Source organism: Nocardia acididurans (genome assembly GCF_016741815.1).
GTDB classification, from domain to species: Bacteria; Actinomycetota; Actinomycetes; order Mycobacteriales; family Mycobacteriaceae; genus Nocardia; species Nocardia acididurans.
Genome location: NZ_JAERRJ010000007.1, coordinates 301451 through 324910 on the forward strand (window position 1 = coordinate 301451; position 23460 = coordinate 324910).

Below are 23460 nucleotides of genomic sequence, written 5' to 3' on the forward strand. Positions count from 1 at the left end.
TCACGGGCGGCGGGCGAATTCCGGTGCGTGCTCGGGCAATACGCCGCGCGCGATCAGCGTCGGCGGAATGCTGCGGATGATCGGCAGGCGTCGGAAGACCCGCAGCGCCAACGGTGTTTCGCGGGCGTTGGAGATATTCAGTTCGCCCGCGACCGCCGGGCGGATGAAGCGGGCGTGCGCGAGCCGCTGGAAACCCTGGACCGCGACGGTGGGCAGGGTGCGGCGGCGTTGTACGCGGGCCAGGTCGCGGGTGGTGACCGTGCCCGACAGCAGTTTCGGGGCAAGGATTCTCGCGGCCGCCACCCCGTCCTGGATGGCGAGGTTGATGCCGACCCCGCCGACCGGGGACATGGCGTGCGCGGCGTCGCCGATGCACAGCAGGCCGTCGGTGTACCAGCGGTCGAGGCGGTCGAGTTTGACGTCGAGCAGTTTCACCTCGTCCCAGCCCTGCAGGGCTTCGGCGCGGTCGGCCAGCCAGGGCACGGCGTCGGCCATGGGGATGGTGATATCGCTGACCGGACGCTTCTCCCGCACCGCCGGGTCGCTGCCCTTGGCGATGAGGGTGGCGACCTGCCAGTAGTCGCCGCGATCGAGCATGATCGCGACGCGATGCCGGGTGAGCACCGGCACCGCGCCCGCCGGGTCGGTGTCGTTGCGCGGCAACCGGAACCACCACACGTCGAACGGGGTGGCCCAGCGGCGCGAACCCAGACCGGCGGCCAGCCGCAGCGCGGAGGTGCGGCCGTCGCAGGCCACCACCAGATCGGCGTGGATCTCCCCGGCGGTGCCGTCCTTCGCCTGATACCGCACGCCCGACACCGTGCCGTTCGTCCGCAGCAGGTCCACGGCCTCGGTGTTCATGCGCAACCGGAAGGCGGGCTCGGCGTCGGCGGCGCGGGCCAGCAGATCGAGCAGATCCCACTGCGGCACCATCGCGATGTACTTGTGCCGCCCCGGAATATGTTCGAGCGTGGCCACGGTCTGCATGCGACCGGCGATCGGGATCTGCACCGAATTCAACCGGCGCTGCGGCAGTTTCGCGAACTCCTCGCGCAGCCCCAGCTCGTCGAGCAGTTCGAGGGTGGTGGGATGCACGGTGTCCCCGCGAAAATCACGCAGGAAGTCCCCGTGCTTCTCCAGCACCGTCACCTCGACCCCGGCCCGCGCGAGCAGCAGCCCGAGAATCATGCCCGCCGGTCCACCACCGGCGATGAGACAGGTCGTACGTTCCATCGGGCCCACCTCCCGAATCGGCAACCATCCGTTCCCCCGATGGTAGGCCCGAAACACCGGGCGGCAGTGCCCTTCCCGCGAACGGACCTACCGATCCCGGAACAGCACGAAGAAGTACGGCTCCCGCATCCCCCGCAGATCCATCACCCCCAGCAGAGTGTCCTCGTCCACCCTCCGGAAAATGTCGATGATCGGCAGATGGTCGTAGATCATCGCGGCGCCGGACTCACCGCGGAACTCCAGATTCCGCAGCCGTGCCCGCGGCGTCCGCGTACTCAACAGCGGCCGCATCAACCCCAGCGACCTGCGCAGCGGCCGAATAGCCGAGACCGGCACCTTCCCCGCCAGGAACAACGGCACCCGCCGGGGATCCACCGCGAACACCGTCCCGTCCGGCTCCGCGAACAGCAGCGGCTGCACACTGTCGGCGTCGTCGAATTGCTTCCCGTACCAACCGGATTCGACCAGCACGCCCTGCCACGGATGTCCGGTGTCGAGTTCGCGCCCGCGCCAGCGCCCGGTGGTGATCGCCTCCACTCGCGCCGCGGGCAGACTGTCGAACAGTTCCCACGCCTGCTCTGGAGTGCATCCACTCTCGAGCAACATCCCCAGCCGCGCCGCGCCGTCCACGGCCGAATCCTCCGCGCCCACCACGAGCCTCCTCGCACGAGTGAATGACAAACTTCCCATCAAACTATCTCAGCCCCCTGACGCACCACCGCTCGGGCCATCCACTCCACCCCACCCCCACCGAGCCGCAACCGCACCTCCCCCACCGCCCACGCACCAGCGGACGGGGTGATTCCACGCTTTCCGCTGGATATCAGCCCCGATACGCGCATGCTGCCGGCGACGACGTGGTCGCCCTCGGCTTCGACGACCCGGTCACGCGGGTAACCGTTTCCGGCACAGGTGATCTCGATGTACACCTGCTCCTGGGCGATACCACGCCCGGGGCGGATCGGACGTGGGATCTGCGCCGAATGGCACAGGGGCTGCGGGCGCTTCATCTGATCCGAGAGTGGGATGAGGGTATGTGACGATCGACTCGTCCGGATCCCGTTGACCTCGAGTGTGGTTGAGGTATCAAGATCGACTCATGAGCACAGCGAAGAGCGAAGCGCCGGTCATCGCGGACGACAGCGTCGATCACACGGCGGATCGGGCGGCCATCGCGCAGGTCATCCGGAATGTGGAGACCGCGTACAACACCAATGACGCGGAGCTCATGGTGGCGGACCTGGCGGAGAACGCGGTCGTGGGGAATGCGATGGGAGTACTCCAGCGCGGGCGGGAGGCCGTGCTGGAGGCCAGCCGGGCGGGGCTCGCGGGTTTCCTGAAGGATGAGTACGTGCGGTACGAGGTGCTCGAAATCGCTTTCCTGCGACCCGATGTGGCGATCGCGCACAAGGGGGCGCGGGCCACCACCGCCGAGGGGCAGCCCATCGATCGTGACGATGCCATGCGCGCGCTGTACGTCCTGGTGAAGCAGGACGGGCGCTGGTGGGTGAGCGCGCGGCAGAACACCCTGGTCCCGCAGGCCGGTTAGCGGCCTCGGTTCGGTCCCGGCCGGTTCCGTACACCCCCGGCCGGGGCCGAAGCATTACTTTTGGTCTTCTTGACAAGAAAGTTCCCGAAATCGCTGGCGTCTACCGTTTTAGTCGTTTAGCCTAAAACTCATGACGACAGTGCGCGACGCCGCCGGCACGATCGGATCGGCCCGCTCCCCCGAAGACCTCTTCGGCACTGCCGCAAGCGATTCCGCGACCCGGCAGGCCGCACGCCGCCGATACCATCAGCTGGCCCAGCTGGTGCATCCCGATCACGCGGGCGGGACCGCGGGCGACAGTGCGGCTTTCGCGCGGCTCGCCGAGTTGTACCGGGAGTGGCTCGCCCTGGGCACGGAGACGTTCGACCTCATCGGGGCGCACGGCCGGTACACCGTCGGAGCCCTGCACGCCACGGGCTCGGTGGCCGACGTGTACCTCGCGCGCAGCGAGCACGTGGTGAAGATCCCGCGCCGCGCCGCCGCCAACCGCCTGCTCGCCGGCGAACGAAACGCCCTGCGCGACATCGCCGCCGTGGCCGACGACCATCCCTGGTTACGGCCCTATTTCCCCGCTCTCGCCGACACCGTCGATCACCACGACCCGGCCACCGGCGAACACCGCACGATCAATGTGCTGGGCGCGCTCACGGGCGAGTTCGTGACCCTCGACGACGTGCGCATCGCCTACCCCGAGGGCCTCGATCCCCGCGACTACGCCTGGATGCACCGCCGCCTGCTGCGCTGCCTCGCCGGTGCGGCACTGGCGAATTGGGTGCACACCGCGATCTCCCCCGCCAATGTGCTGATCCACCCGCGCCTGCACGGCGTGGTGCTGGCGGGCTGGTCGTTCGCGACCCGCCCCGGCACACCCGCCGCGGCCACCCTCGGCTTCCTCGGCCATCCGCCGGAGATCCGCACCGCCGTGCGCCCCGAAACCGATGTGTACCTGGCACATCGGCTCATGCTCACCATGCTCGGCGACCGCGCGCCGGATCCGTTGCGCGCCTTCGCCTCCGGCTGCCTGCAGGCCGACCCGCGACTGCGGCCCGACGCCGCGTCCCTGCTCGGCGAATTCGACGACCTGCTCGACCGGCTCTACGGGAAGCGCCGCTTCCGGCCGTTCGCGCTCACGAAAGGACAGTGATCACCATGGGTTACGGCCACTGGGACGACAGCGCCTACGATGCCGCGCGCACCTTCCGCGCCGCCCGCGGACTCGACGACTTCGGCTACACCGCGGATATGCGCGCCATCCCCTACGACAGGTGGACCGCGCACCCCTCGCTCGATCCGAAGGGGGTGACGGTCCGCGAATGCCGCGACTCCGACGACCACGGCGAATCCCTGCCCATCGCAGTACTTTTCGATGTCACCGGGTCGATGGGCATGGTGCCGCGCATCATGCAGGAGAAGCTCGGCAAGCTGCACGGGCTGCTGCAGCGCAAGGGCTACGCGGACGATCCGCAGATCCTGTTCGGGGCCATCGGCGACGCCGACAGCGACCGGGTTCCGCTGCAGGTCGGCCAGTTCGAATCCGACAACCGGATGGACGAGCAGCTGCGCCTCATCCTGCTGGAGGGCGGAGGCGGCGGGCAGAAGTCCGAAAGCTATGAACTGGCCGCGTATTTCATGGCCCGGCACATCGCCACCGACGCCTGGGACAAGCGCGGCCGCAAAGGCTACCTGTTCCTGGTCGGCGATGAGCTGAACAAGCCCCGGCTCGGCGCGCGCCACATCCGATCCCGCATCGGAGACGATGTGCACCAGGATATTTCGGTCGAGTCGATCTACCGCGAACTGGCCGACCGCTGGCATGTGCACTACATCCTGCCGAATCAGTCCAGCTACTACCACGATCCCGAGATCGCCGAACACTGGCGGGGCCTGCTCGGCGAACGCTTCCTGCGGCTCGACGATCCCGCGGCGGTGTGCGAGCTCATCGCGCTCACCATCGGCATCAACGAGGACCGCGTGGATCTCGGTGCGGGCCTGGCGGATCTGCGCGATATCGGCTCCATCGGCGAGGCCGACGCCGTCGGCAAGGCCCTCACCCCGCTGGGCAGGGCCGGGCACGGCCGCACCCGCAGCGTGGGCGCACTGCCCGCCGCCACCCGCGGCGACGATGACGTCTGCTTCGGGAACTGAAGGGACACAGCATGTTCGGCGACAGTCACCTGATCGTGGTGGACCTCGGCTTCGGCGACGCAGGCAAGGGCGCCACCGTGGACTGGCTGTGCTCGCCCGAGGCCGGACTGGAGGTGGCGGCCGTGGTGCGCTTCAACGGGGGCGCGCAGGCCGCCCACACCGTGGTCGCGGGCGAACGACAGCACACCTTCCGGCAGTTCGGATCCGGCACGTTCTCGCGGGTGCCGACCCTGCTGTCCCAGCACATGCTGGTGGAGCCGATCGCCCTGGCCGCCGAGGCGCGGGCGCTGACCGCACTCGGCGTCACCGATCCGCTGTCGCTGCTGCACCTCGACGAACGCGCCCTGCTGACCACCCCGATCCACGGGGCCGCCAACCGCTGCCGGGAGGACGCGAGGGGTTCCTCCCGGCACGGTTCGTGCGGTATCGGCATCGGCGAGACCGCGCGCTACGCCCTCGACCACGACGCCCCGCGCGTGGGCGACTGCCTGCGACCGGATGTGCTGCGGCGCAAGCTCCTCGCGCTCGAGGAGCAGTACCGGCCACTGCTCGGGCAGGGCGTACACCGCTACGACCCGATCGACGAACTGATGCAGGTGTACACCGAGTTCGCGCGGGCGGTGCCCATCCTGCCGGGTGATCAGCTGCGTGGCTTCGCCGAGGCGGGCCGCCTGGTGTTCGAGGGCGCGCAGGGGGTGCTCCTCGACGAATGGCGCGGACTGCATCCGTACACCACCTGGTCGACGGTGGAACCGCGCAATGCCCGGGCCATGCTGGCACGCATCGGCGCGCCGAGCCGGGTACTGGGCGTGACCCGCGCGTACCTGACCCGGCACGGCGCGGGACCGTTCCCCACCGAGGATGCGAACCTGGCAATTCCGGAGCCGCACAATCGAATCGGCGTCTACCAGGGCGCGTTCCGGCAGGGTCACCTCGATCCGATCCTGCTGCGCTACGCGGTCGAGGTCTGCGGCGGGATCGACGGCCTCGTCCTCAACCATCTGGATGCCGCGGCCGATATCCGCACGGCCACCGGCTATCTCACCCCCGACGGCTACCTCGACCGGATCGCACCCGGCGAATGGCGGGATCTCGCCCATCAGCAGCGGCTCACCGACCTGCTGACCGCCGCCGTCCCCGTACTCACCGACCGCCCCGCCGATGTGCCCGCGTACCTGGAGCGGGCACTGGGTGTCCCCGTCGTCCTCACCGCCGACGGGCCCGACCGGTCCGCTCGCACACTCCGAGTGCCCACTGCGGCATGATTGTTCGACGTGGAGCAGCAATCCGCAGTATCCCTGGACGTCGTCACCCTGCGCTACGGCCCCGACGACCCCACCCTCACCCTCGGCGTCGCCGCACGCCAGTGGGAGCCCTTCGCCGGTGAACTCGCCCTCCCGGGTGTCCTGCTCGGCCGCGGGGAACGCCTCGTCGCCGCGGCCCGCCGCGCCGTGCACACCAAACTCGGGGCCCCCGAAGCCGCCATCACGGCGGTGGGTCAGCTCGCCACCTTCGACGAACCCAACCGCGATCCGCGCGGACCCACCCTCTCCATCGCCATGTGGGCCGTCGTCGCCGACCACCCCTCCGATGCCACCTGGGTGCCCTTCGACAAGGTCCCGCCGCTGGCCTTCGACCACAACCGCATCATCGAGGCCGCCCGCGAGCTGCTGGCCGGAATGCTGTGGAAGGACCTGACTTTCACCCGGGCCATGGTCGGCGAGGAGTTCCCCGCCACCCGCGCGGTCGAACTCACCACCGCCCTCGACGGCGCGCGCCCCGATCCGGGCAACCTCAACCGCACCCTCGCCGCCTTGCCCGGCCTCACCCGCACCGGAGAACGCGTGCGGGTCAAAGCCACCGGCCGCCCGGCCGCCGTCTGGGCCTTCGACCGCACGGCCTGACGAGAAGGAGCGTCCGCTCCGCTGCTCGGCCTATCGAGCGGGCGCGCCCCGCACGACCGAGCGGACGATGTCCAGTATCGACGCGCGCAGGCGGTCGACCCCACCCGCTCGAGCCACGGTGGCCGCGTACTCCGTGCTGATCATGCTGAGCAGGAGCGGCCCGGCCGTCTCGGCGTCCAGATCCGGGCGGATCTCCCGCAGCAGCGTGGCGACGTGACCGAACCAGGTGCCGTGGATTTCCGCGGTACGCGGGTGCGGGGGTAGCGCGAGGGCGCGGGAGGCGGCCATCAACTCCACGTGATCGGCGGCCATGGTGATCATGGCGTCGACGAAGGCCAGCAGGCGGTCGGGGGCGGGGGCGCCGGGGCCGAGTGGGGGCGGCCCCTCGGTGATGGCGGCCATGAGGGTGAACGCCGGTTCGGCCATGAGTTCGTGGAGCAGGCCCGCGCGGCTGCCGAAGCGGTGGAAGACAGTGCCCTTGCCGACGCCGGCCGCGGCGGCGACGCGGTCCATGGTGACGCCCTCGGCGCCGTGTTCGGCCAGCAGCGCGCTGGTGGCGTCGAGGATCGCGCGCCGGTTGCGCGCCGCGTCGGCCCGTTCTTTTCGCTGTTCAGCGGCCATTTCCTGCACTTTCATTGGCAAAGTTGACCGACGGTCCATATTGTTCAGCAGGCAAGTGGACTGTCAGTCAATTTATGAGGTTATCGTGCAGGCAATCGTAATGACCGCAGTGGGTGGACCCGATGTCCTGGTGGCGCGCGAGGTGCCCACGCCCCAGCCGCAGGCCGGGCAGGTGCTGATCCGCACCGAGGCCGTGCCGGTGCTCTATCCCGAAACCCTGTTGCGCTCGGGAGCTTTCCCCCTCCCCGCGGCGATGCCCCTGGTATTCGGCACCCAGGCAGCCGGAGTGGTGCGCGAAGCCGGGGCGGGCGTCGACACCGGGCTCATCGGTCAACGGGTCCTGGCGGCGAGCAACGCCTTCGGAACCTATGCCGAACAGGTATGCGTCCCAGCCGAATCCGTGACACCGATCCCGGCGGGGCTGTCGTCGATCGATGCCGCGGCGGTCACCATGGGCATGTCGGTCGCCCTGCCCCTGCTGGACACCGCGGCCCTGACCGGCACCGAAACCGTCCTGATCCAAGCCGCGGCAACAGGAATCGGCGGATATCTGACCCAGCTCGCCAAGGAGTTCGGCGCGGCGCGGGTCATCGCCACCGCGGGCGGGCCGGTCAAGGCCGATCGGGCCCGGGAACTCGGCGCGGACGAGGTGATCGATCACACCGATCCCGCCTGGCCCGCCCGCCTGGCCGAAATCCTCGGCGGCACAACGGTGGACGTGGTGTTCGACGCGATCGGCGGCGACAGCGCCCGCATCCTGCTCGACCTCATGACCCCGCTGCGCGGCCGAATGCTCAGCTACGGTTTCCTGTCCGGAGCGCCGGCGCAGGTCACCGCCCTGGATCTGATCATGCGCGGCCTCACCCTCACCGGATGTTCGGGCGCGGCCTGGCTGGCCGGGGTCGACCGGAATCGCGCGGCAGCCCTGGAACGCGCTGCGACAGGATCGATTACGCCGCTGATCGACCGCGTGCTGCCGCTCGCCCAGGCGAACGCGGCCCACCAGCTCATCGCCGACCGCGTGCCGCTCGGCACGATCATCCTGCAGCCGTAGCGAATCGGGCATACGGTCCTCGATCCGCGCAGTCGAGGACCGAACCCGCTGCGAGTCGTACGATGGCGGCCGTGGACTCCGACAACCGGATCGACCTCCTCCGCGCCAACCGCGACAACTGGGATGCGCGAGCCCCCATCCACGCGAACTCGGATTTCTATCGCGGCCGCGACTCCTCCTTCTGGTTCGCCCCCTACGAGTGGGATGTCCTCGGCGATGTCCGCGACCGCGACGTGGTGCACCTGCAATGCCATCTCGGCACCGAGACAATCGAATTCGCGAAACGCGGGGCACGCGCCACCGGCCTGGACTTCTCCGCCGAATCCCTGCGCCACGCCCGCGAACTCGCCGGGGACGCAGTCGAATACGTCTGCGCCGACGTCCACGACGCCGTGGAAGCTCTGCGGCACAGGCAATTCGACATCGTCTACACCGGCAAGGGCGCGCTCTGCTACCTGCCCGACCTGCCCCGCTGGGCCACGGTCCTCGCCGAACTCCTGCGCCCCGGCGGCCTGCTCTACATCGTCGAATTCCATCCCCTGCTGCACGCCCTCGACCCGACTCCGCCGCCCGGCGCCGACCCCGACGCCCTGCTGCTGGCCGACGACTACCTCGAGGGCCGCGGCCCCATACACCGCGACAGCGCCCGAACCTACACCGACGGCCCCGAACTCACCGAAGCCACCGCTGCGCACGAATGGCGGCACGGCCTCGGCGAGGTGATCAACGCCCTGCTGGGCGTGGGCCTGCACATCACCGGCCTGCACGAATCCGACATGCTCCCCTGGCCACGCTGGAAACGGATGCGGCCCACCGACAACGGCTGGTGGCGACTCCCCGCCGCAGACCCCGCGATCCCCCTGCTCTACGGCTTGGCCGCGACGAAACCCGGTCCCCCAGCGCAATCCGGCCGGGCCGTCCCGGGATCCGGCGCGCGCGACGCGCGGCCGCACAGTGGCGAAGGGAAGCCGACGCACCCGTGAGCACCACCGAAATCCTGGTCGCCGCATGCGATCTGCTTCCCCGGGAAGCCTCCGCGACGGGCGGCACCACCGCCGACGTCCGCGCATATCTCGATCACGACGAGTGGGAGGTCGCGCTCGAGTTGCTCGCCGAGCTGGCCGGCACCCATCCGATGCCGGTCGCGTTCTGGGAGCTGCTGCTCACCGCCGCACGCCAGCTGCGGCTGGGCCGCGCCGCCGCCTGGTGTCGCTGGCGGGCCGCCGAATCGCACACCGGCATCCTGCGCTGTGAACTCGCGCTGGTCCCGAATGCCAGGCGCTCGCCGATTCCAGGCGCGGGCACGCTGCGGCCCTTCTGGGATGTCGGCTCCCACGACCCGAATCACGCACGCGCACTGCGCATTGCGGCACTGTGGGTGGAGGATGTGCCGGAACTCGCGCCGGGCGGCACCGCGACGGTGCGGCTGCTGCCGCTGGAGCCGTCGGGCTGGTCACATCTGGTCGTCGGCGACACCATCGCCATGCACGAGGCCCGCCCGGTCGCGGGCACGGCGGTGATTCTCGAAATGCACGGGCCTCAGCCCGTGATCTCCCACTCGTAGACGGTGGGTTCGGAGGCGCCGGTGGTGTGGATGGGGTCGGTCTCGACCAGAGCCTGTGCGGCGGACAGCGATTCGGCCAGCAGGACGTACGCACCGCCGGAGCCGTCGGTGAACTTGCCCGTCTCCACGAGCTGACCCCGGGAACGGACGGCGTCGAGCCACTGCTTGTGCGGCTCGATCACCGTGGAGTCGAAGCGCGGGGTGCGCATGGCCATCACCAGATATTTGCGCACCCTGCGCTACTCCTTCGGAATTACTCGTCCGTGGCGGGGGTGGCGCGGGTCGCGGCCGCGGCGGCACGCACCTGCGGGGCCACCTCGACGACCCGGCCGAGCACGCCGTTGATGAACGACGGCGAATCGTCGGTGGACAGGGCCTTGGCCAGCTCCACGGCCTCGTCGACGGCCACCACCGGCGGCACGTCGTTGGCGTGGAACAACTCCCACACCGCCACGCGCAGAATGGCGCGGTCCACGGCGGGCAGCCGGGACAGCGTCCAATCCTGCAGGTAGGACTCGATGGTGCCGTCCACCCGGTCCAGATCGTCGGCGACGCCTTCGACCAGGACGCGGGTGTAGGGGTTCACCGGGGCCACCGAATCGTCACGCACGGACAGCGAGACGCGTTCGGCGAGGAGTTCCGCGGGGTCGACATCGCGGGCCTCGGCTTCGAAAAGCAGGTCCACGGCGCGGCGGCGGGCCTTGTGGCGCGCGCCGAGCTTCTTGTAGGTCGACTTCTTGTCGGGCTGATCGGCCACGGTCACCATTATCCGCGCGTCAGGAGTTGACGCGGCTGATGTAGGAGCCGTCGCGGGTGTCGATGCGCAGCTTGTCACCCTGGTTGATGAACAGCGGCACCTGCACCTCGGCGCCGGTCTCCACGGTGGCGGGCTTGGTGCCGGCCGAGGAGCGGTCGCCCTGCAGGCCCGGCTCGGTGTGGGTGACGACCACGTCGATGGCGACGGGGAGCTCGACGAACAGCGCCTCACCCTCGTGCATGGCGATCTGCACACCCATGTTCTCCAGCAGGAAGCCGGCATTGCGGCCGAGCAGCTGCTCGCTCAGGTGGATCTGGTCGTAGGTGTCGCCATCCATGAAGATGTAGTCCGAGCCGTCGTGGTACAGGTAGGTCATGTCCCGACGGTCGACGGTGGCGGTCTCGACCTTGACGCCCGCGTTGAAGGTCTTGTCGACGACCTTGCCGGAGACGACGTTCTTCAGCTTGGTGCGCACGAAGGCGGGACCCTTACCCGGCTTCACATGCTGGAACTCGACGATCTGCTGGAGCTGATTGTCGATCTTCAGCACGAGGCCGTTCTTGAAGTCGCTGGTGTCCGCCACTGTCCTCGGATCTCCTACTAGTCGTATACAACCGCGCGTCAGTCGACGACGGTCAGGTCTTTGCTGGTGCGGGTGAGCAGTTCCGGGCCCCCCTTGCGAACCACGAGCGTGTCCTCGATCCGGACGCCGCCGCGGCCTGGGAAGTACACACCTGGCTCGACGGTCACCGCCACGCCATCGAGTAGTGTACCCGTGCCCGTTTTGGCGATTCCGGGCGCTTCATGGATCTGCAGGCCGACACCGTGTCCGAGACCGTGCACGAACAGGTCGCCGTAGCCCGCCGCCTCGATGACCTTGCGCGATGCGGCGTCGACGGCCTTGGTGGCGGCGCCCGGGGCGAGCGCCTCGCGGCCCGCCTGCTGGGAGGCGCGGACCAGTTCGTAGATCTCGCGCTGCCACTCCGAGGCCCGGCCCAGGACATAGGTGCGGGTCATATCGGAGTGGTAGCCGCCGACCACCGCGCCGAAGTCGAGCTTCACGAAATCGCCGGTGGCCAGTACGGCGTCGGTCGGGCGATGGTGCGGGACAGCCGAATTCACGCCGGTCGCCACGATGGTCTCGAAGGAGACGGCCTCGGAGCCGTGCTCGAACATGAGCCATTCGAGTTCCCGGGCCACCTGGCGTTCGGTGCGGCCGGGGCGCAGGCCGCCGCGCTCGATCAGCGTGGCCAGGGCGGCGTCGGCGGCATCGCAGGCCGCGCGCAGCTGGGCGACCTCGTAGCCGTCCTTGACCATGCGCAACTGTTCGACCAGGCCCGGGATGGGCACCAGGTCCAGGCCCGCCTTCAGCGCCTGGAAACCCTGATGCTGGTCGACGGTGACGATATGGCTCTCGAAACCGACCCGGCCGGTCTGCCACTCGCCCGCGATCTCGAGGACGCGGCGGGCGCTGGCGCGGTTGATCTCCGCGCGCAGATCCGGCACCTGCTCGCCGACCTGGGTGATGTAGCGGCCGTCGGTGCAGATGACGGTGCGGTCCTCGCTGCTGTCCCACGCGTAGACCAGCAGGGCGGCATTCGATCCGGTGAATCCGGTGAGATAGCGGATATTGATCAGATCCGTGACCAGTAGCGCGTCGACGCGGTTCTCCACCAGCAGGTCCCGCAGCGATGCCCTTCGCCATGCGTAGTTCGGCCGCGCGCCCGGATCGTGATCAGCAGACATGCGTCCAAGCTACCGCCGACACGCCGCAACACCGACGGCAACACGTGAATGTGGACCGGCGACGAGAAAGCCCGGTTGTTCACATACCAAGCGGTTCTCCACATTTCGCGCTCACGCGGCCCGCCGCGCGCTCCGCGCCGTGATCCTGAATACATGGAAATCGCAGCCCTGCTCCTCCTCGCCGCCTGGTGTGCGGCACTGAGCGTGATCGATCTCCGATCGCGGCGTCTGCCCGACGTCCTCACCCTGCCCGGGGCCGCCGTCATCGCGATATACGGGCTGGCCCAAGGCCGTTGGGCGACGGCCGCGGTCGGCGCGCTACTCCTGGCCGTGCCCTATCTCCTCCTGCACCTCTGCGCGCCGGACGCGCTCGGAGCCGGGGATGTGAAGCTCGCGCTCGGTCTCGGGGCCGCCACCGCGCTGGGTGGGGCGCAGGTCTGGGTGTGGGCGGCACTGGCCGCGCCCGTCCTGACCGCCGCGGCGGGTATCGGGATACTGCTGGCGCACAGGGCTCCCGGCCGGGAAACCGGCCCGGCCCCACTCGCAAGCCGAGCCGGGCCGGCGACCGCGTCGTGGCTGGGCGGCTGCTGGTTCGCCCGTCTCGAGCGAGGGGGCGCTCGGGTGAACCCGCGCACACCGGCAGTCGGTAGCTCAGTGTCGACCACCACCCTCACCTCGCCGCGCGAGCACGAGCCGTCCACCGCGCTACCTCGGGATTCGATTGGTCCGGGCACGCCGGACGGCACCGTCGCGCACGGCCCCGCCATGTGCGTGGCGAGCCTGCTGGCGCTGGTCGTGGTGCCGTAATCGCCGTATGTGCCGGACCATGTGTCCAGCCAAGGCAATTGACATGGAAAGATGTAACCCGTGTTGCGCTGGATAACTGCCGGAGAATCCCATGGCCCTGCTCTCGTCACCATCGTCGAGGGGATGGTGGCCGGTGTCGAGGTGAGCTCCGCCGACGTCGCCGCGCAGCTGGCGCGTCGTCGGCTCGGCTACGGACGCGGCGCGCGCATGAAGTTCGAAGCCGACGTGGTCACCCTGGTCGGCGGCGTGCGCCACGGCCGCACCATGGGCGGCCCGGTCGCGGTCGAGGTCGCCAACTCCGAATGGCCCAAGTGGACCCAGGTCATGTCCGCCGACCCGGTCGACCAGGCCGAACTCGCCGACATGGCCCGCAACGCGCCGCTGACCCGCCCGCGCCCCGGCCATGCCGACTACTCGGGCATGCTCAAGTACGGCTTCGACGATGCCCGCAATGTGCTCGAACGCGCCAGCGCCCGCGAAACCGCCGCCCGCGTCGCCGCCGGCACCATCGCCAAGAACTTCCTGCGCCAGGCCCTCGGCGTCGAGGTCATCTCCCATGTGGTGTCCATCGGCGCGGCCGCCAACACCACCGGCGTGGTCCCGACCGCCACCGATCTCGAGGCCATCGACGCCAGCCAGGTCCGCTGTTTCGACTCCGACGCCGAGGCCGCGATGATCGCCGAGATCGAAGCCGCCAAGAAGGACGGCGACACCCTCGGCGGGGTGGTCGAGGTCGTCATCGAGGGCCTGCCCGTCGGCCTGGGCTCGTTCACCAGCGGCGACGCCCGCCTGGACTCACGACTAGCGGGCGCGCTCATGGGCATTCAGGCCATCAAGGGCGTCGAGGTCGGTGACGGGTTCGAGACCGCCCGCCGCCGCGGCAGCCAGGCCCACGACGAGATGCGCCCCGGCCCCGACGGCGTGCTGCGCTCGACCAACCGCGCCGGCGGCCTCGAGGGCGGCATGACCAACGGCGAACCGCTGCGCGTGCGCGCGGCGATGAAACCGATCTCCACCGTGCCGCGCGCCCTGTCCACCGTCGACATGTCCACCGGCGGCGAGGCCGTGGCCATCCACCAGCGCTCCGATGTCTGCGCCGTCCCGGCCGCCGGTGTCGTCGCCGAGGCCATGGTCGCCCTCGTCGTCGCCCAGGCCGTGCTGGAGAAGTTCGGCGGCGACTCACTGCCCGAAACCGTCGACAACATCAACGCCTACCTCAAGCGCGTCAACGCCCGCCCGCACGTTCCGGGCAACGCACCGCAGTGACCGATGAGACCGATTCGGCGGGACGCCCGGAAGGCGACGTCCCGCCGGATGCGGAGGTAGCCACCGGGGACGACGCGCAGCGGCTATCCGTGGTGCTGGTGGGTCCGCCCGGCGCGGGCAAGTCCACCATCGGCCGCAAGCTGGCGCGCGAGCTCGGGCTGGACCTCTACGACACCGACGCCGGTATCGAGGAGCAGACCGGCCGCACCATTCCGGAGATCTTCGCCGAGGACGGTGAGCCGGAGTTCCGCCGCATCGAGGAACAGGTCGTGCGCGACGCGGTCCTCGCGGGTCACGGCATCATCTCCCTCGGCGGCGGCTCCGTGCTGTCCGCCGCCACCCGCGAACTCCTGCGCGGCCGCACCGTGGTCTATCTGGAAATCAGTGTGGGCGAAGGGCTTCGGCGCACCGGCGCGAGCAGCAACCGCCCCCTGCTCAACGGCGACGACCCGGCCAAGAAGTATCGCGAGCTGATGAAGATCCGTCGCCCCCTCTACCGCGATGTGGCGACGGTCCGCGTCCGCACCGACGGCCGCTCCCCCGGTCGCGTGGTCCGGATGATCCTGACCAAGCTCGGCCTGGAATCCGCTCTCCCCGAAGAGCTTCCGACCCCCGAGCCGATCACCCCGCCCGCCGAGGGCGCGAGCAGATCCCGCTCCCGCCGGCGACGCCGCCGCGGCCGTGGTCGCGGTGACGCCGAGCCCGCCACGAAAGCCACTGCCGCCGAATCGGATACGACCACCGGCGCTCCGGCAGCCGACGGCGACAGCGCCGACCAGCAGGACGCCCCGAAACGCCGCCGCAGCAGGCGATCCCGTCGCCGCGGCCGCGCGTCGGACACCGCGGCGGACACACTCGACACCACGACGAGCACACCGGCCGCCACAGCGGGCACCGGCATCGCCCCGACCGGCGGCGGCACCGCGCCCACCGCGAACGGCGGCGTGGATTCGTCTTCCGCCCAGCACAATGCGGCCGCACCCGCATCCGCTGATCCCGGCGGCTCGGTCACCGACACCCGCAGGCAGTCCGCATCCGGCACCCCGGCCGCCCCGGGAGCCGGTCGTTCCCGCCGCGCCCGCGCCCGCCGCGCCAGGGCGCGCGCCCGACAGCAATCCACCGAGCAGGGTTCGCCGGACACATCGGCAGCTCCGGCACCGAGCGCCACCGGGTCGACCGCATCCACGGCACCCGCACCGGCCCATCCGAATCCCGCCCCGGCGTCAGGCGCAGCGCCATGATTCCAGCGCACCGCCTTGCGCATCGCGACAGCACGCACCGGGATTCACCGCGCCGGTGGGGCATCGGCGCGCACGTGTACGTCATCTCCCCCCGTGCGGGGAGCCCGATACTTCCCCGCCGTGTGGCGGGATCAGTTACGGAGGAGAGCTGCTGATGAGCGAGCCGACCCGCATCGAGGTCCGTACCGCCGACCCGTATCCGGTGATCATCGGGCGGGGATTGCTGACGGATCTGGTCGATGAGGTGACCGGGCAGTCCGGGGTGCGGACGGTGGCGATCTTCCATCAGCCGCCGCTGGCGGAGACCGCCGAGGTGGTGCGGAAGGCGCTGGCCGACAAGGGGATCGACGCGCACCGGGTGGAGATTCCGGACGCCGAGGACGGCAAGGATCTGCAGGTTGCCGGGTTCTGCTGGGAGGTGCTCGGGCGGATCGGGCTCACCCGCAAGGATGTGGTGATCAGCCTCGGCGGTGGCGCTGCCACCGATCTCGCGGGCTTCGTCGCCGCGACCTGGATGCGCGGGGTCAAGATCGTCCACGTGCCCACCACGCTGCTGGCGATGGTGGATGCCGCGGTCGGCGGGAAGACCGGCATCAATACCGAGGCGGGTAAGAACCTGGTCGGCAGCTTCCATGAGCCGACCGCCGTCATGGTGGATCTTGCGACGCTGGAGACGGTGCCGCGCAATGAGATCGTGGCCGGGATGGCCGAGATCATCAAGGCCGGTTTCATCGCCGACCCGGTGATTCTGGAGCTCGTCGAGCGTGATCCCGAGGCCGCGATCGATCCGGCCGGGGAGGTGCTGCCCGAACTCGTGCGCCGCGCCATCCAGGTGAAGGCCGATGTCGTCGCGCAGGATCTCAAGGAGTCGAGCCTGCGGGAGATCCTGAACTACGGGCACACCCTCGGTCATGCCATCGAGCGGCGGGAGCGGTACCGGTGGCGGCACGGCGCGGCTGTGTCGGTCGGCCTGGTGTTCGCGGCCGAGCTGGGCCGCTTGGCCGGACGTCTCGACGACGCCACCGCCGATCGGCACCGCACGATTCTCGCGAGCATCGGCCTGCCGGTCAGCTACGACGCCGACGCGCTGCCGCAGCTGCTGGATGCCATGCAGACCGACAAGAAGACCCAGTCGGGTGTGCTGCGCTTCGTGGTGCTCGACGGTCTGGCCAAGCCGGGCCGCCTCGAGGGCCCGGATCCGTCGCTGCTGGCGGCCGCCTATTCGGCCATCGCCCGCGAGGACCGTCCGGCCGGCGGCGCGATCCTGCTCTGACGGACACCCCTGATACGCGAAGTGCCGCATCCACGAGAGTGGATGCGGCACTTGCCGTTTCAGGTCCCGCCACGGCGGGTCAGACGCCCGCGGTCTCCTTGTTCAGCACCACGGTGTCCGCCGCACCGTCGGACTTCTCGCCATTGCGGCTGACCAGGTAGCGGCCCAGCGCCACACCGGCCACGGCGGGCACGAAGATCAGCAGGATGATGAACGAGGCCGCGGAGGTGACCTCGAACAGCAGTCCGTTGTCGCCCAGGTCGAACTTGGGCACGAAGTCCAGGATCCAGGCCACGACGCCGCTGCCGAGCCCGCCGGCCAGACCGGCGTACAGCCAGCGCATGGTGAGATCGGCGCCGCGATCGGGATCGGCATTGGCCCGGCGGTCGGCCTGCCCGTCCAGCACACCCCAGGTGATGACGGCTGCGAGCAGCACGATCAGGCACAGTATCCGCAGCCAGGAACCGGCGGTCGGCAAATACACCATGGCGAAGCCGAGCACGGTTCGCAGCACCACGGTCAGCGCCCCGAGACCTACGGCACGCAACACCCACGCATTCATGGGGATCACCTTAACCTGTCGCAGTCGATCACAGAATTGAAACCCGTTCCAGAAATTGAATCCGGCGCCGGGCCGCCGGTCACTCGGCCAGCGCGGCGATCATGGCCTCGTGCGGCGCGGGCTTGCCGGTGAACTGCTCGACCTGCCCGTAGGCCTGGTTCAGCAGCATCTCCAGACCGCTGATGACGGTATTGCCCGCCCGGCCGACCGCTTCCGCGAGCGGGGTGGGCCACGGGTTGTAGATGGCGTCGAGGACCACCGGCGCCACCGCGATCGAATCCGCCACGGGCGCAGCACCGGCGGACGGCACCGTGCTGACCACCGCGTCGACATCGGAGCACACGAAAAGCAGTGTCTCCGGGTCGAAGTCGATGACCTCCGCCGAAAGACCAAGGCGCTCGGCCAGATCCAGCGTGTCCGCCGCCCGCCCCCGGTCCCGCGCCACGATGGTCAGCGTATGCGCGCCCAGTTCGGCCAGCGCCAGAATCGCGGGCCGCGCGGTACCGCCCGCGCCGACCACGACCGCCCGCTCGACCTGCTCGACTCCCCCGCCCTGCAGTGCGCCGCGCACGCCGTCCACATCGGTGCAGTCCGCACGCCAGCCGGTGTCGGTGCGCACCAGGGTGTTCGCCGATCCGACCAGTTCGGCCCGGTCGGTGCGCTCGTCGGCGTACTCGAGCGCGGCGACCTTGCCCGGCATGGTCACCGACAGCCCGACCCATTCCGGCCCGAGCCCGTCCACCAGTCCGGGCAGCTGCTCCCCGGTGCATTCGATGCGCTCATAGGTCCAGTCGAGCCCGAGCGCGCGGTAGGCCGCGAGATGCAGTTGCGGCGAACGGGAATGCGAGATCGGGCTGCCCAGTACGGCCGCCTTGCGAATGTCACCGTCCACTGTCGAGAATCCCACTTTCCTGCGCTTTCTTGATGTTTCGCAGGTGCTCGTTGTAATCCTCGGTGAAGTTCGTGGTGCCCTGCTTGTCGATGGTGACGAAGTACAGCCACGGTCCGGCCGCCGGATTCTCCATGGCCTTCAACGCGTCCAGCGACGGCGAGGAGATGGGGGTGGCGGGCAGTCCGGACATGGCGTAGGTGTTCCAGGCCGTCTTGCGGGCCCGGTCGGCGTCGGTGGTGGCCACCTCGGTCTTGTCGAGGGTGTAGTTCACGGTGGAGTCGAACTGCAGCGGCTGGTCGACGGCGAGCCGGTTCACGATCACCCGCGCCACCTTCGACATGTCCTGCGGCAGCGCCTCGCGTTCCACCAGGGAGGCGGCGACCAGCGTGTCGTAGGGGCTGAGCCCGTTGGACTTGCCGGACTGCAGCAGCCCGGTGACCTCGTAGCGGGCCGCGCTCTCGGTGATCAGCTGGTGCAGGATCTGCACCGCGCTGCCGCTGGGGTCGAAGTCCAGGGTGCCCGCGCTGATCAGGCCCTCGATGCGGCGGGTCGGATCGGTGACGGCCTTGACCCGGTCCATGGCCCAGGACGGCACGCCGAGTGCGGACAGATCCGCGGTGGCCCCGGCCTGGTCCAGCTGCTCGTAGGTGACGCACTTGGCGGCGGTGCCGGTGCCGACGCAGCTGGCGTCGGCGATCTTGCGGTAGATGCCCTCCTTGGGCGCGCCGGTGTGCACGTCGCTGGAGTCGTGCAGCTGTCGGCCCTCGGAGATGACCAGGTTGCCGACCCGGGAGTCCTTGCCGACCAGGGCCGTGACGGCTTCGGCGGCGGGGCTGTGGGTGGCGATCGAGTAGTACCCGGGCTGGACCGAGTTCATCCCCGAGTTCTGTACGGCGGCTTCGTAGAAGGCCGCGCTGCTGGCCACCACGCCCTTGTCGTACATGGTCCTGGCGATCTGGGTGGCGGTGTCGCCGTCCTTCACCTGCACGACCGCGAGGGGGCCGGTGGACCCGGCGGCGAAGTCCTCGGGCGGGGTGAAGCGGTTCATGATCTTCATGGCCGCGAAACCGACTGCGCCGACGAACAATACGGCGAACACGCTGGCGATGATCAGCAGGTTGCGACGGCGGCGCTTGCGCTCGGCCGCCTTGCGGGAGGCGACGCGGGACCGCTTGGGCCGGGAGCCGCGGCCGCCGGACTTGGCCCGGCCCCCGCGTTCCCGGTCGCCGCCGCGGCCGCGTGCGGGCCGCTCGGCGGTTTCCTCGCGACGGCCGACCCGCCGGGGTGCGGGCTCCTCGCTACGTCGCGCCGCACCGCGCCGGGGTGCGGGCTCGTCGAGGTATTCGTCCTCGTCGTAGAGCTCGTCGTCGTCGGTGTAGCGCCCCGGCTGACCGGCGTAGCGTCCGTCGTCCTCGGCGAACTGCTCGTCGTCATCGGTGTAGCGCGGGATGACAGTGGTGTCGTCCTCGTAGTCGTCCGCGTCGGCCCAGTCCACGTCGTCCCGGCGATAGCGGCGTTCCGCGTTCTGCCGGTAGCGTTCCTCGGCTCGCGTCCAACGGTCGGTCATGCATCATCCTCGCGCGGCTTCAACTGCGAACTCCGTTCGTCCAACCATCCCTGCAGGATCGATACGGCGGCCGCTTGATCGATGACCTGCCGCTGCCCGCGAGCGCGAACTCCGCTGTCCCGCAACGCGCGTGCAGCAGACACCGTAGTCAAACGTTCGTCGGAAAGTCGCACCGGCACCGGTGCGATCAGGCTCCGCAAACGGCCCGCGAAGGTGGCCGCCAGCTTAGCCGAAGACCCGCTCTCCCCGCGTAAGGTGCGCGGCAGGCCGACGATCACTTCCACGGCCTCGTACTCCCGCACAATCTCGGCAATTCTTTCGAGGTCGGGAGCGAGCTCACCGGGGCGCACCTTCTTGGCGCGCGGCACGGTTTCCACGGGCGTGGCGAGAACGCCGTCGGGGTCGCTGGAGGCGACACCGACGCGGACGGTGCCCACATCGATGCCGATACGCCGTCCACGCCCCGGATCATCCTCGCAATTGGGACGATCCGCAGTGAATTGCCGTGGTGATTTATCCGAGGCGGCGCTGTGGCCGCCCGGCGTGTCCGAAGAGTCGGCGGCCATCACCCGGCGAGCTCGGCCACCCGTGCGCGCACCGCGGCCAGACCGGCCTCGATTCCCGAGGGATCCGAGCCCGCGCCCTGCGCCATCTCGGGCTTGCCGCCACCGCGGCCGGAGATGCTCGGGCCGAAGGCACCGACCAGATCACCGGCCTTGAAGCCGAGGTCCTGCGCGGCCTTGGACACTGCCACCACGAACGGCACCTTGCCGTCGGCATTGCCGAGCAGCACCACGATGGCGGGCTCGGAACCCAAGCGGCCCTTGATATCCGACACCAGGGTGCGCAGATCGCCCGCGCCCACGCCCGCCGGCGCGGCCTCGGCCACCAGCAGCACCTTGCCGAGGCGGTGCGCCCGCTCGACGAAACCACCGGCCGACGACAGCACCGCCGCCATCTTGGTGCGCTCGAGTTCCTTCTCGGCCGCCTTGAGCCGCTCGACGAGCTGCTCGACGCGCGCGGGCACCTCCTCCGACGGCACCTTCAGCGAGGACGCCACACCGGCCAGCAGCGCCCGCTCCTTGGCCAGGTACCTGTAGGAGTCCAGGCCCACGAACGCCTCGACACGCCGCACACCGGAACCGACCGACGCCTCACCCAGCAGGGTGATCGGGCCGATCTGCGCGGACGCCTCGACATGCGTGCCGCCGCACAGTTCCATGGAGAACGGTCCGCCGATCTCCACGACGCGCACCTCGTCGCCGTAGTTCTCGCCGAACAGCGCCATCGCGCCCATCTTCTTCGCCGACGGCAGGTCGGTGACGAAGGTGTTCACCGGGAAGTTCTCGGCGACAGCGTCATTGGAGATGGCCTCGATATCGGCCTTCTGCTGTTCGGACAGCTGGCCCTGCCAGTTGAAGTCGAAGCGCAGGTAGCCCGGCTTGTTCATGGAGCCGGCCTGAACGGCGTTGGGGCCCAGCACCTGTCGCAGCGCCGCGTGCACCATGTGGGTGCCGGAGTGGCCCTGGGTCGCGCCGCGCCGCCAGGACGGATCGACCTGCGCGAGCACGGTGTCGCCCTCGACGATCTGGCCCGCCTCGACGGTGGACTTGTGCACCCACAGCTTCTTGGCGATCTTCTGCACGTCGTTGACGTGCACCTTGAGCCCGGCCGAGGACACGATGGAGCCGCGGTCGGCGATCTGGCCGCCGGATTCGGCATAGAGCGGGCTGCGGTCCAGGATGACCTCGACCTCGGAGCCCTCCTCGGCCACCGGCACCCGCACGCCGTCCTTGAGCAGCGCGAGAACCGTTGCCTCGGTGGCGAGTTCGTCGAAGCCGGTGAACTCGGTGGGGCCGCGATCGACGAATTCCTTGTAGATCGACAGGTCGGCGTGCGCGTGCTTGCGCGCGGCGGCGTCGGCCTTGGCGCGGGCGCGCTGCTCGGCCATGAGCGAGCGGAAGCCGTCCTCGTCCACGGAAAGCCCTGCCTCGGAAGCCATTTCGAGGGTCAGGTCGATCGGGAAACCGTAGGTGTCGTGCAGCGTGAACGCCTCGGAACCGGCAAGTGTCTTGCCGCCCTTGGCTTTCACCTCGGAGACCGCGTCGTCGAACAGCTTGGAGCCGGTGTTGAGCGTCTTGAGGAACGCCGTCTCCTCGCCGACCGCCACGGTTTCGATGCGCTTGAAGTCGGTGGCCAGCTCCGGGTACGACGGCGACATGAGCTCGCTGACGACCTTCATGAATTCGGCCATCACCGGCTTGTCGGCGCCGAGCAGACGGGCCGAGCGCACGATCCGGCGCAGCAGGCGGCGCAGCACGTAGCCACGGCCGTCGTTGCCGGGGTTCACGCCGTCGGCGATGAGCATGGCGGAGCTGCGGACGTGGTCGGCGATCACGCGGAAGCGCACGTCGTCGGTGTGCTCGACACCGTAGGAGCGGCCGGTCAGTTCCTCGGCCTTGTCGATGATCGGGCGCAGCAGATCGGTCTCGTAGACGTTCTCCACGCCCTGCAGCAGCATGGCGACGCGCTCGACGCCCATGCCGGTGTCGATGTTCTTCTTGGGCAGGGAGCCGATCGGCGGGAACCCGAGCTTGGGGCTCTGGTCGCCGCGGATGTCCTGCATGAAGACCAGGTTCCAGATCTCCAGGTAGCGATCCTCGTCGGCGACCGGGCCGCCCTCTTTACCGTAGGCGGGGCCGCGGTCGTAGTAGATCTCCGAGCAGGGACCGCCGGGACCGGGCACGCCCATATCCCAGTAGTTGTCCTTGCCGTCACGGAACTGGATGCGCTCCTGCGGAATTCCCGCCACGCGCGCCCAGATCTCGGCGGCCTCCGGATCGGATTCGTAGGCGGTGACCCAGATGCGCTCGGGATCGAACCCGAAGCCGCCGTCCTCCTGCGACTTGGTGATCAGCTCCCAGGCGAGGGTGATGGCCCCCTCCTTGAAGTAGTCACCGAAGGAGAAGTTGCCCGCCATCTGGAAGAACGTATTGTGCCGGGTGGTGACGCCGACCTCTTCGATATCGCCGGTGCGCACGCACTTCTGCACGCTGGTCGCCCGGGAGTAGGGCGGTGCCTCCTGGCCCAGGAAGTACGGCTTGAACTGGACCATGCCCGCATTGACGAACAGCAGGTTGGGGTCGGGCAGGACCAGCGAGGCACTGGGTACCTCGGTGTGTCCGGCACGAACGAAATGCTCCAGGAAGCGCCGTCGAATCTCGTGGGTCTGCACGGGTATCCAGCCTACCGGCTGCGATCCACCGAGTTTCCGCCGAC

The 23460-nt window shown here is 69.6% G+C and carries 24 protein-coding genes and 1 pseudogene; 12 read left to right on the forward strand and 13 right to left on the reverse strand.

The window, feature by feature from the left end:
• From JK358_RS19840 to JK358_RS19850, 3 genes are all read right to left on the reverse strand, one after another.
• Complete coding sequence (locus JK358_RS19840; protein WP_201949211.1) at positions 1-1233, reverse strand: FAD-dependent oxidoreductase; 1233 nt, start codon at positions 1231-1233, stop codon at positions 1-3.
• Between the two features lie 87 nt (positions 1234-1320).
• Complete coding sequence (locus tag JK358_RS19845) at positions 1321-1839, reverse strand: DUF4334 domain-containing protein (RefSeq protein WP_232851618.1); 519 nt, start codon at positions 1837-1839, stop codon at positions 1321-1323.
• A gap of 83 nt (positions 1840-1922) precedes the next feature.
• Complete coding sequence (locus tag JK358_RS19850; RefSeq protein WP_201949212.1) at positions 1923-2243, reverse strand: hypothetical protein; 321 nt, start codon at positions 2241-2243, stop codon at positions 1923-1925.
• An 89-nt stretch (positions 2244-2332) separates the two neighbouring features.
• Between JK358_RS19850 and JK358_RS19855 the strand changes: the two genes are divergently transcribed.
• The 5 genes from JK358_RS19855 (at position 2333) to JK358_RS19875 (ending at position 6831) form a co-directional block, all read left to right on the forward strand.
• A complete protein-coding gene (locus JK358_RS19855; protein WP_201949213.1) occupies positions 2333-2782 on the forward strand; it encodes an SgcJ/EcaC family oxidoreductase in 450 nt (149 codons plus the stop codon).
• Positions 2783-2912: 130 nt separating this feature from the next.
• Positions 2913-3926 carry a hypothetical protein gene (locus tag JK358_RS19860; RefSeq protein ID WP_201949214.1) on the forward strand — a complete coding sequence of 338 codons (1014 nt, stop codon included), beginning with the start codon at positions 2913-2915 and terminating at the stop codon, positions 3924-3926.
• A gap of 5 nt (positions 3927-3931) precedes the next feature.
• Positions 3932-4927 carry a hypothetical protein gene (locus JK358_RS19865; protein WP_232851619.1) on the forward strand — a complete coding sequence of 332 codons (996 nt, stop codon included), beginning with the start codon at positions 3932-3934 and terminating at the stop codon, positions 4925-4927.
• Positions 4928-4938: 11 nt separating this feature from the next.
• Positions 4939-6192 (forward strand): adenylosuccinate synthetase, encoded by a 1254-nt coding sequence (locus tag JK358_RS19870; RefSeq protein WP_201949215.1) that lies wholly within the window; start codon positions 4939-4941, stop codon positions 6190-6192.
• Positions 6193-6831 (forward strand): NUDIX hydrolase, encoded by a 639-nt coding sequence (locus JK358_RS19875; protein WP_372440688.1) that lies wholly within the window; start codon positions 6193-6195, stop codon positions 6829-6831. It abuts the gene before it with no gap.
• Between the two features lie 30 nt (positions 6832-6861).
• Here the strand turns inward: JK358_RS19875 and JK358_RS19880 are convergent, their stop codons facing one another.
• Complete coding sequence (locus JK358_RS19880; RefSeq protein ID WP_232851556.1) at positions 6862-7467, reverse strand: TetR/AcrR family transcriptional regulator; 606 nt, start codon at positions 7465-7467, stop codon at positions 6862-6864.
• Between the two features lie 85 nt (positions 7468-7552).
• Here JK358_RS19880 and JK358_RS19885 point away from each other — a divergent pair, with 85 nt between their 5' ends.
• The 3 genes from JK358_RS19885 to JK358_RS19895 all read left to right on the forward strand — a co-directional run bounded on the left by JK358_RS19885 (position 7553) and on the right by JK358_RS19895 (position 10070).
• Positions 7553-8506: a quinone oxidoreductase family protein gene (locus JK358_RS19885; RefSeq protein WP_201949217.1), complete on the forward strand. Its 954-nt coding sequence runs from the start codon at positions 7553-7555 to the stop codon at positions 8504-8506.
• 62 nt (positions 8507-8568) lie between these two features.
• The gene (locus tag JK358_RS19890) at positions 8569-9489 is read left to right on the forward strand and encodes a class I SAM-dependent methyltransferase (protein ID WP_201949218.1); all 921 of its coding nucleotides are present in this window, start codon (positions 8569-8571) and stop codon (positions 9487-9489) included.
• Complete coding sequence (locus JK358_RS19895) at positions 9486-10070, forward strand: hypothetical protein (protein ID WP_201949219.1); 585 nt, start codon at positions 9486-9488, stop codon at positions 10068-10070. The genes JK358_RS19890 and JK358_RS19895 overlap by 4 nt, the downstream gene beginning before the upstream one ends.
• Here JK358_RS19895 and JK358_RS19900 read toward each other — a convergent pair.
• From JK358_RS19900 to JK358_RS19915, 4 genes are read right to left on the reverse strand one after another with little or no spacing between them, the layout of a single operon-like run.
• Complete coding sequence (locus tag JK358_RS19900) at positions 10046-10303, reverse strand: YciI family protein (protein ID WP_201949220.1); 258 nt, start codon at positions 10301-10303, stop codon at positions 10046-10048. The genes JK358_RS19895 and JK358_RS19900 overlap by 25 nt on opposite strands.
• A gap of 20 nt (positions 10304-10323) precedes the next feature.
• On the reverse strand, positions 10324-10827 hold the full coding sequence (nusB, locus tag JK358_RS19905; protein WP_201949221.1) for a transcription antitermination factor NusB: 504 nt from the start codon (positions 10825-10827) through the stop codon (positions 10324-10326).
• A 19-nt stretch (positions 10828-10846) separates the two neighbouring features.
• Positions 10847-11410, reverse strand: coding sequence for an elongation factor P (efp, locus tag JK358_RS19910; RefSeq protein WP_201949222.1), 564 nt, complete (start codon positions 11408-11410; stop codon positions 10847-10849).
• 38 nt (positions 11411-11448) lie between these two features.
• Positions 11449-12573, reverse strand: coding sequence for a M24 family metallopeptidase (locus tag JK358_RS19915; RefSeq protein WP_201949223.1), 1125 nt, complete (start codon positions 12571-12573; stop codon positions 11449-11451).
• A gap of 153 nt (positions 12574-12726) precedes the next feature.
• On the opposite strand from JK358_RS19915, the gene JK358_RS19920 reads away from it, so the two are divergent.
• From JK358_RS19920 to aroB, 4 genes and pseudogenes are all read left to right on the forward strand, one after another.
• A complete protein-coding gene (locus tag JK358_RS19920; RefSeq protein WP_201949224.1) occupies positions 12727-13380 on the forward strand; it encodes a prepilin peptidase in 654 nt (217 codons plus the stop codon).
• Positions 13381-13440: 60 nt separating this feature from the next.
• Complete coding sequence (aroC, locus tag JK358_RS19925; RefSeq protein ID WP_201949225.1) at positions 13441-14646, forward strand: chorismate synthase; 1206 nt, start codon at positions 13441-13443, stop codon at positions 14644-14646.
• Between the two features lie 89 nt (positions 14647-14735).
• Positions 14736-15221 (forward strand): annotated as a pseudogene (locus tag JK358_RS39345) (shikimate kinase); the annotation flags it as partial.
• Positions 15222-16041: 820 nt separating this feature from the next.
• A complete protein-coding gene (aroB, locus tag JK358_RS19935) occupies positions 16042-17160 on the forward strand; it encodes a 3-dehydroquinate synthase (protein ID WP_201949226.1) in 1119 nt (372 codons plus the stop codon).
• Between the two features lie 79 nt (positions 17161-17239).
• On the opposite strand, the gene JK358_RS19940 is transcribed toward aroB, so the two are convergent.
• The 5 genes from JK358_RS19940 to alaS all read right to left on the reverse strand — a co-directional run bounded on the left by JK358_RS19940 (position 17240) and on the right by alaS (position 23416).
• Complete coding sequence (locus tag JK358_RS19940; RefSeq protein ID WP_232851557.1) at positions 17240-17722, reverse strand: B-4DMT family transporter; 483 nt, start codon at positions 17720-17722, stop codon at positions 17240-17242.
• Positions 17723-17801: 79 nt separating this feature from the next.
• Positions 17802-18614: a shikimate dehydrogenase gene (locus JK358_RS19945; protein WP_201949228.1), complete on the reverse strand. Its 813-nt coding sequence runs from the start codon at positions 18612-18614 to the stop codon at positions 17802-17804.
• Complete coding sequence (locus tag JK358_RS19950; RefSeq protein WP_201949229.1) at positions 18604-20181, reverse strand: endolytic transglycosylase MltG; 1578 nt, start codon at positions 20179-20181, stop codon at positions 18604-18606. The genes JK358_RS19945 and JK358_RS19950 overlap by 11 nt, the downstream gene beginning before the upstream one ends.
• Complete coding sequence (gene ruvX / locus JK358_RS19955) at positions 20178-20747, reverse strand: Holliday junction resolvase RuvX (protein ID WP_201949230.1); 570 nt, start codon at positions 20745-20747, stop codon at positions 20178-20180. Before ruvX ends, JK358_RS19950 begins: the two co-directional genes overlap by 4 nt.
• Positions 20747-23416 carry an alanine--tRNA ligase gene (alaS, locus tag JK358_RS19960; RefSeq protein ID WP_201949231.1) on the reverse strand — a complete coding sequence of 890 codons (2670 nt, stop codon included), beginning with the start codon at positions 23414-23416 and terminating at the stop codon, positions 20747-20749. The genes ruvX and alaS overlap by 1 nt, the downstream gene beginning before the upstream one ends.
• Positions 23417-23460 lie beyond the last annotated feature (44 nt).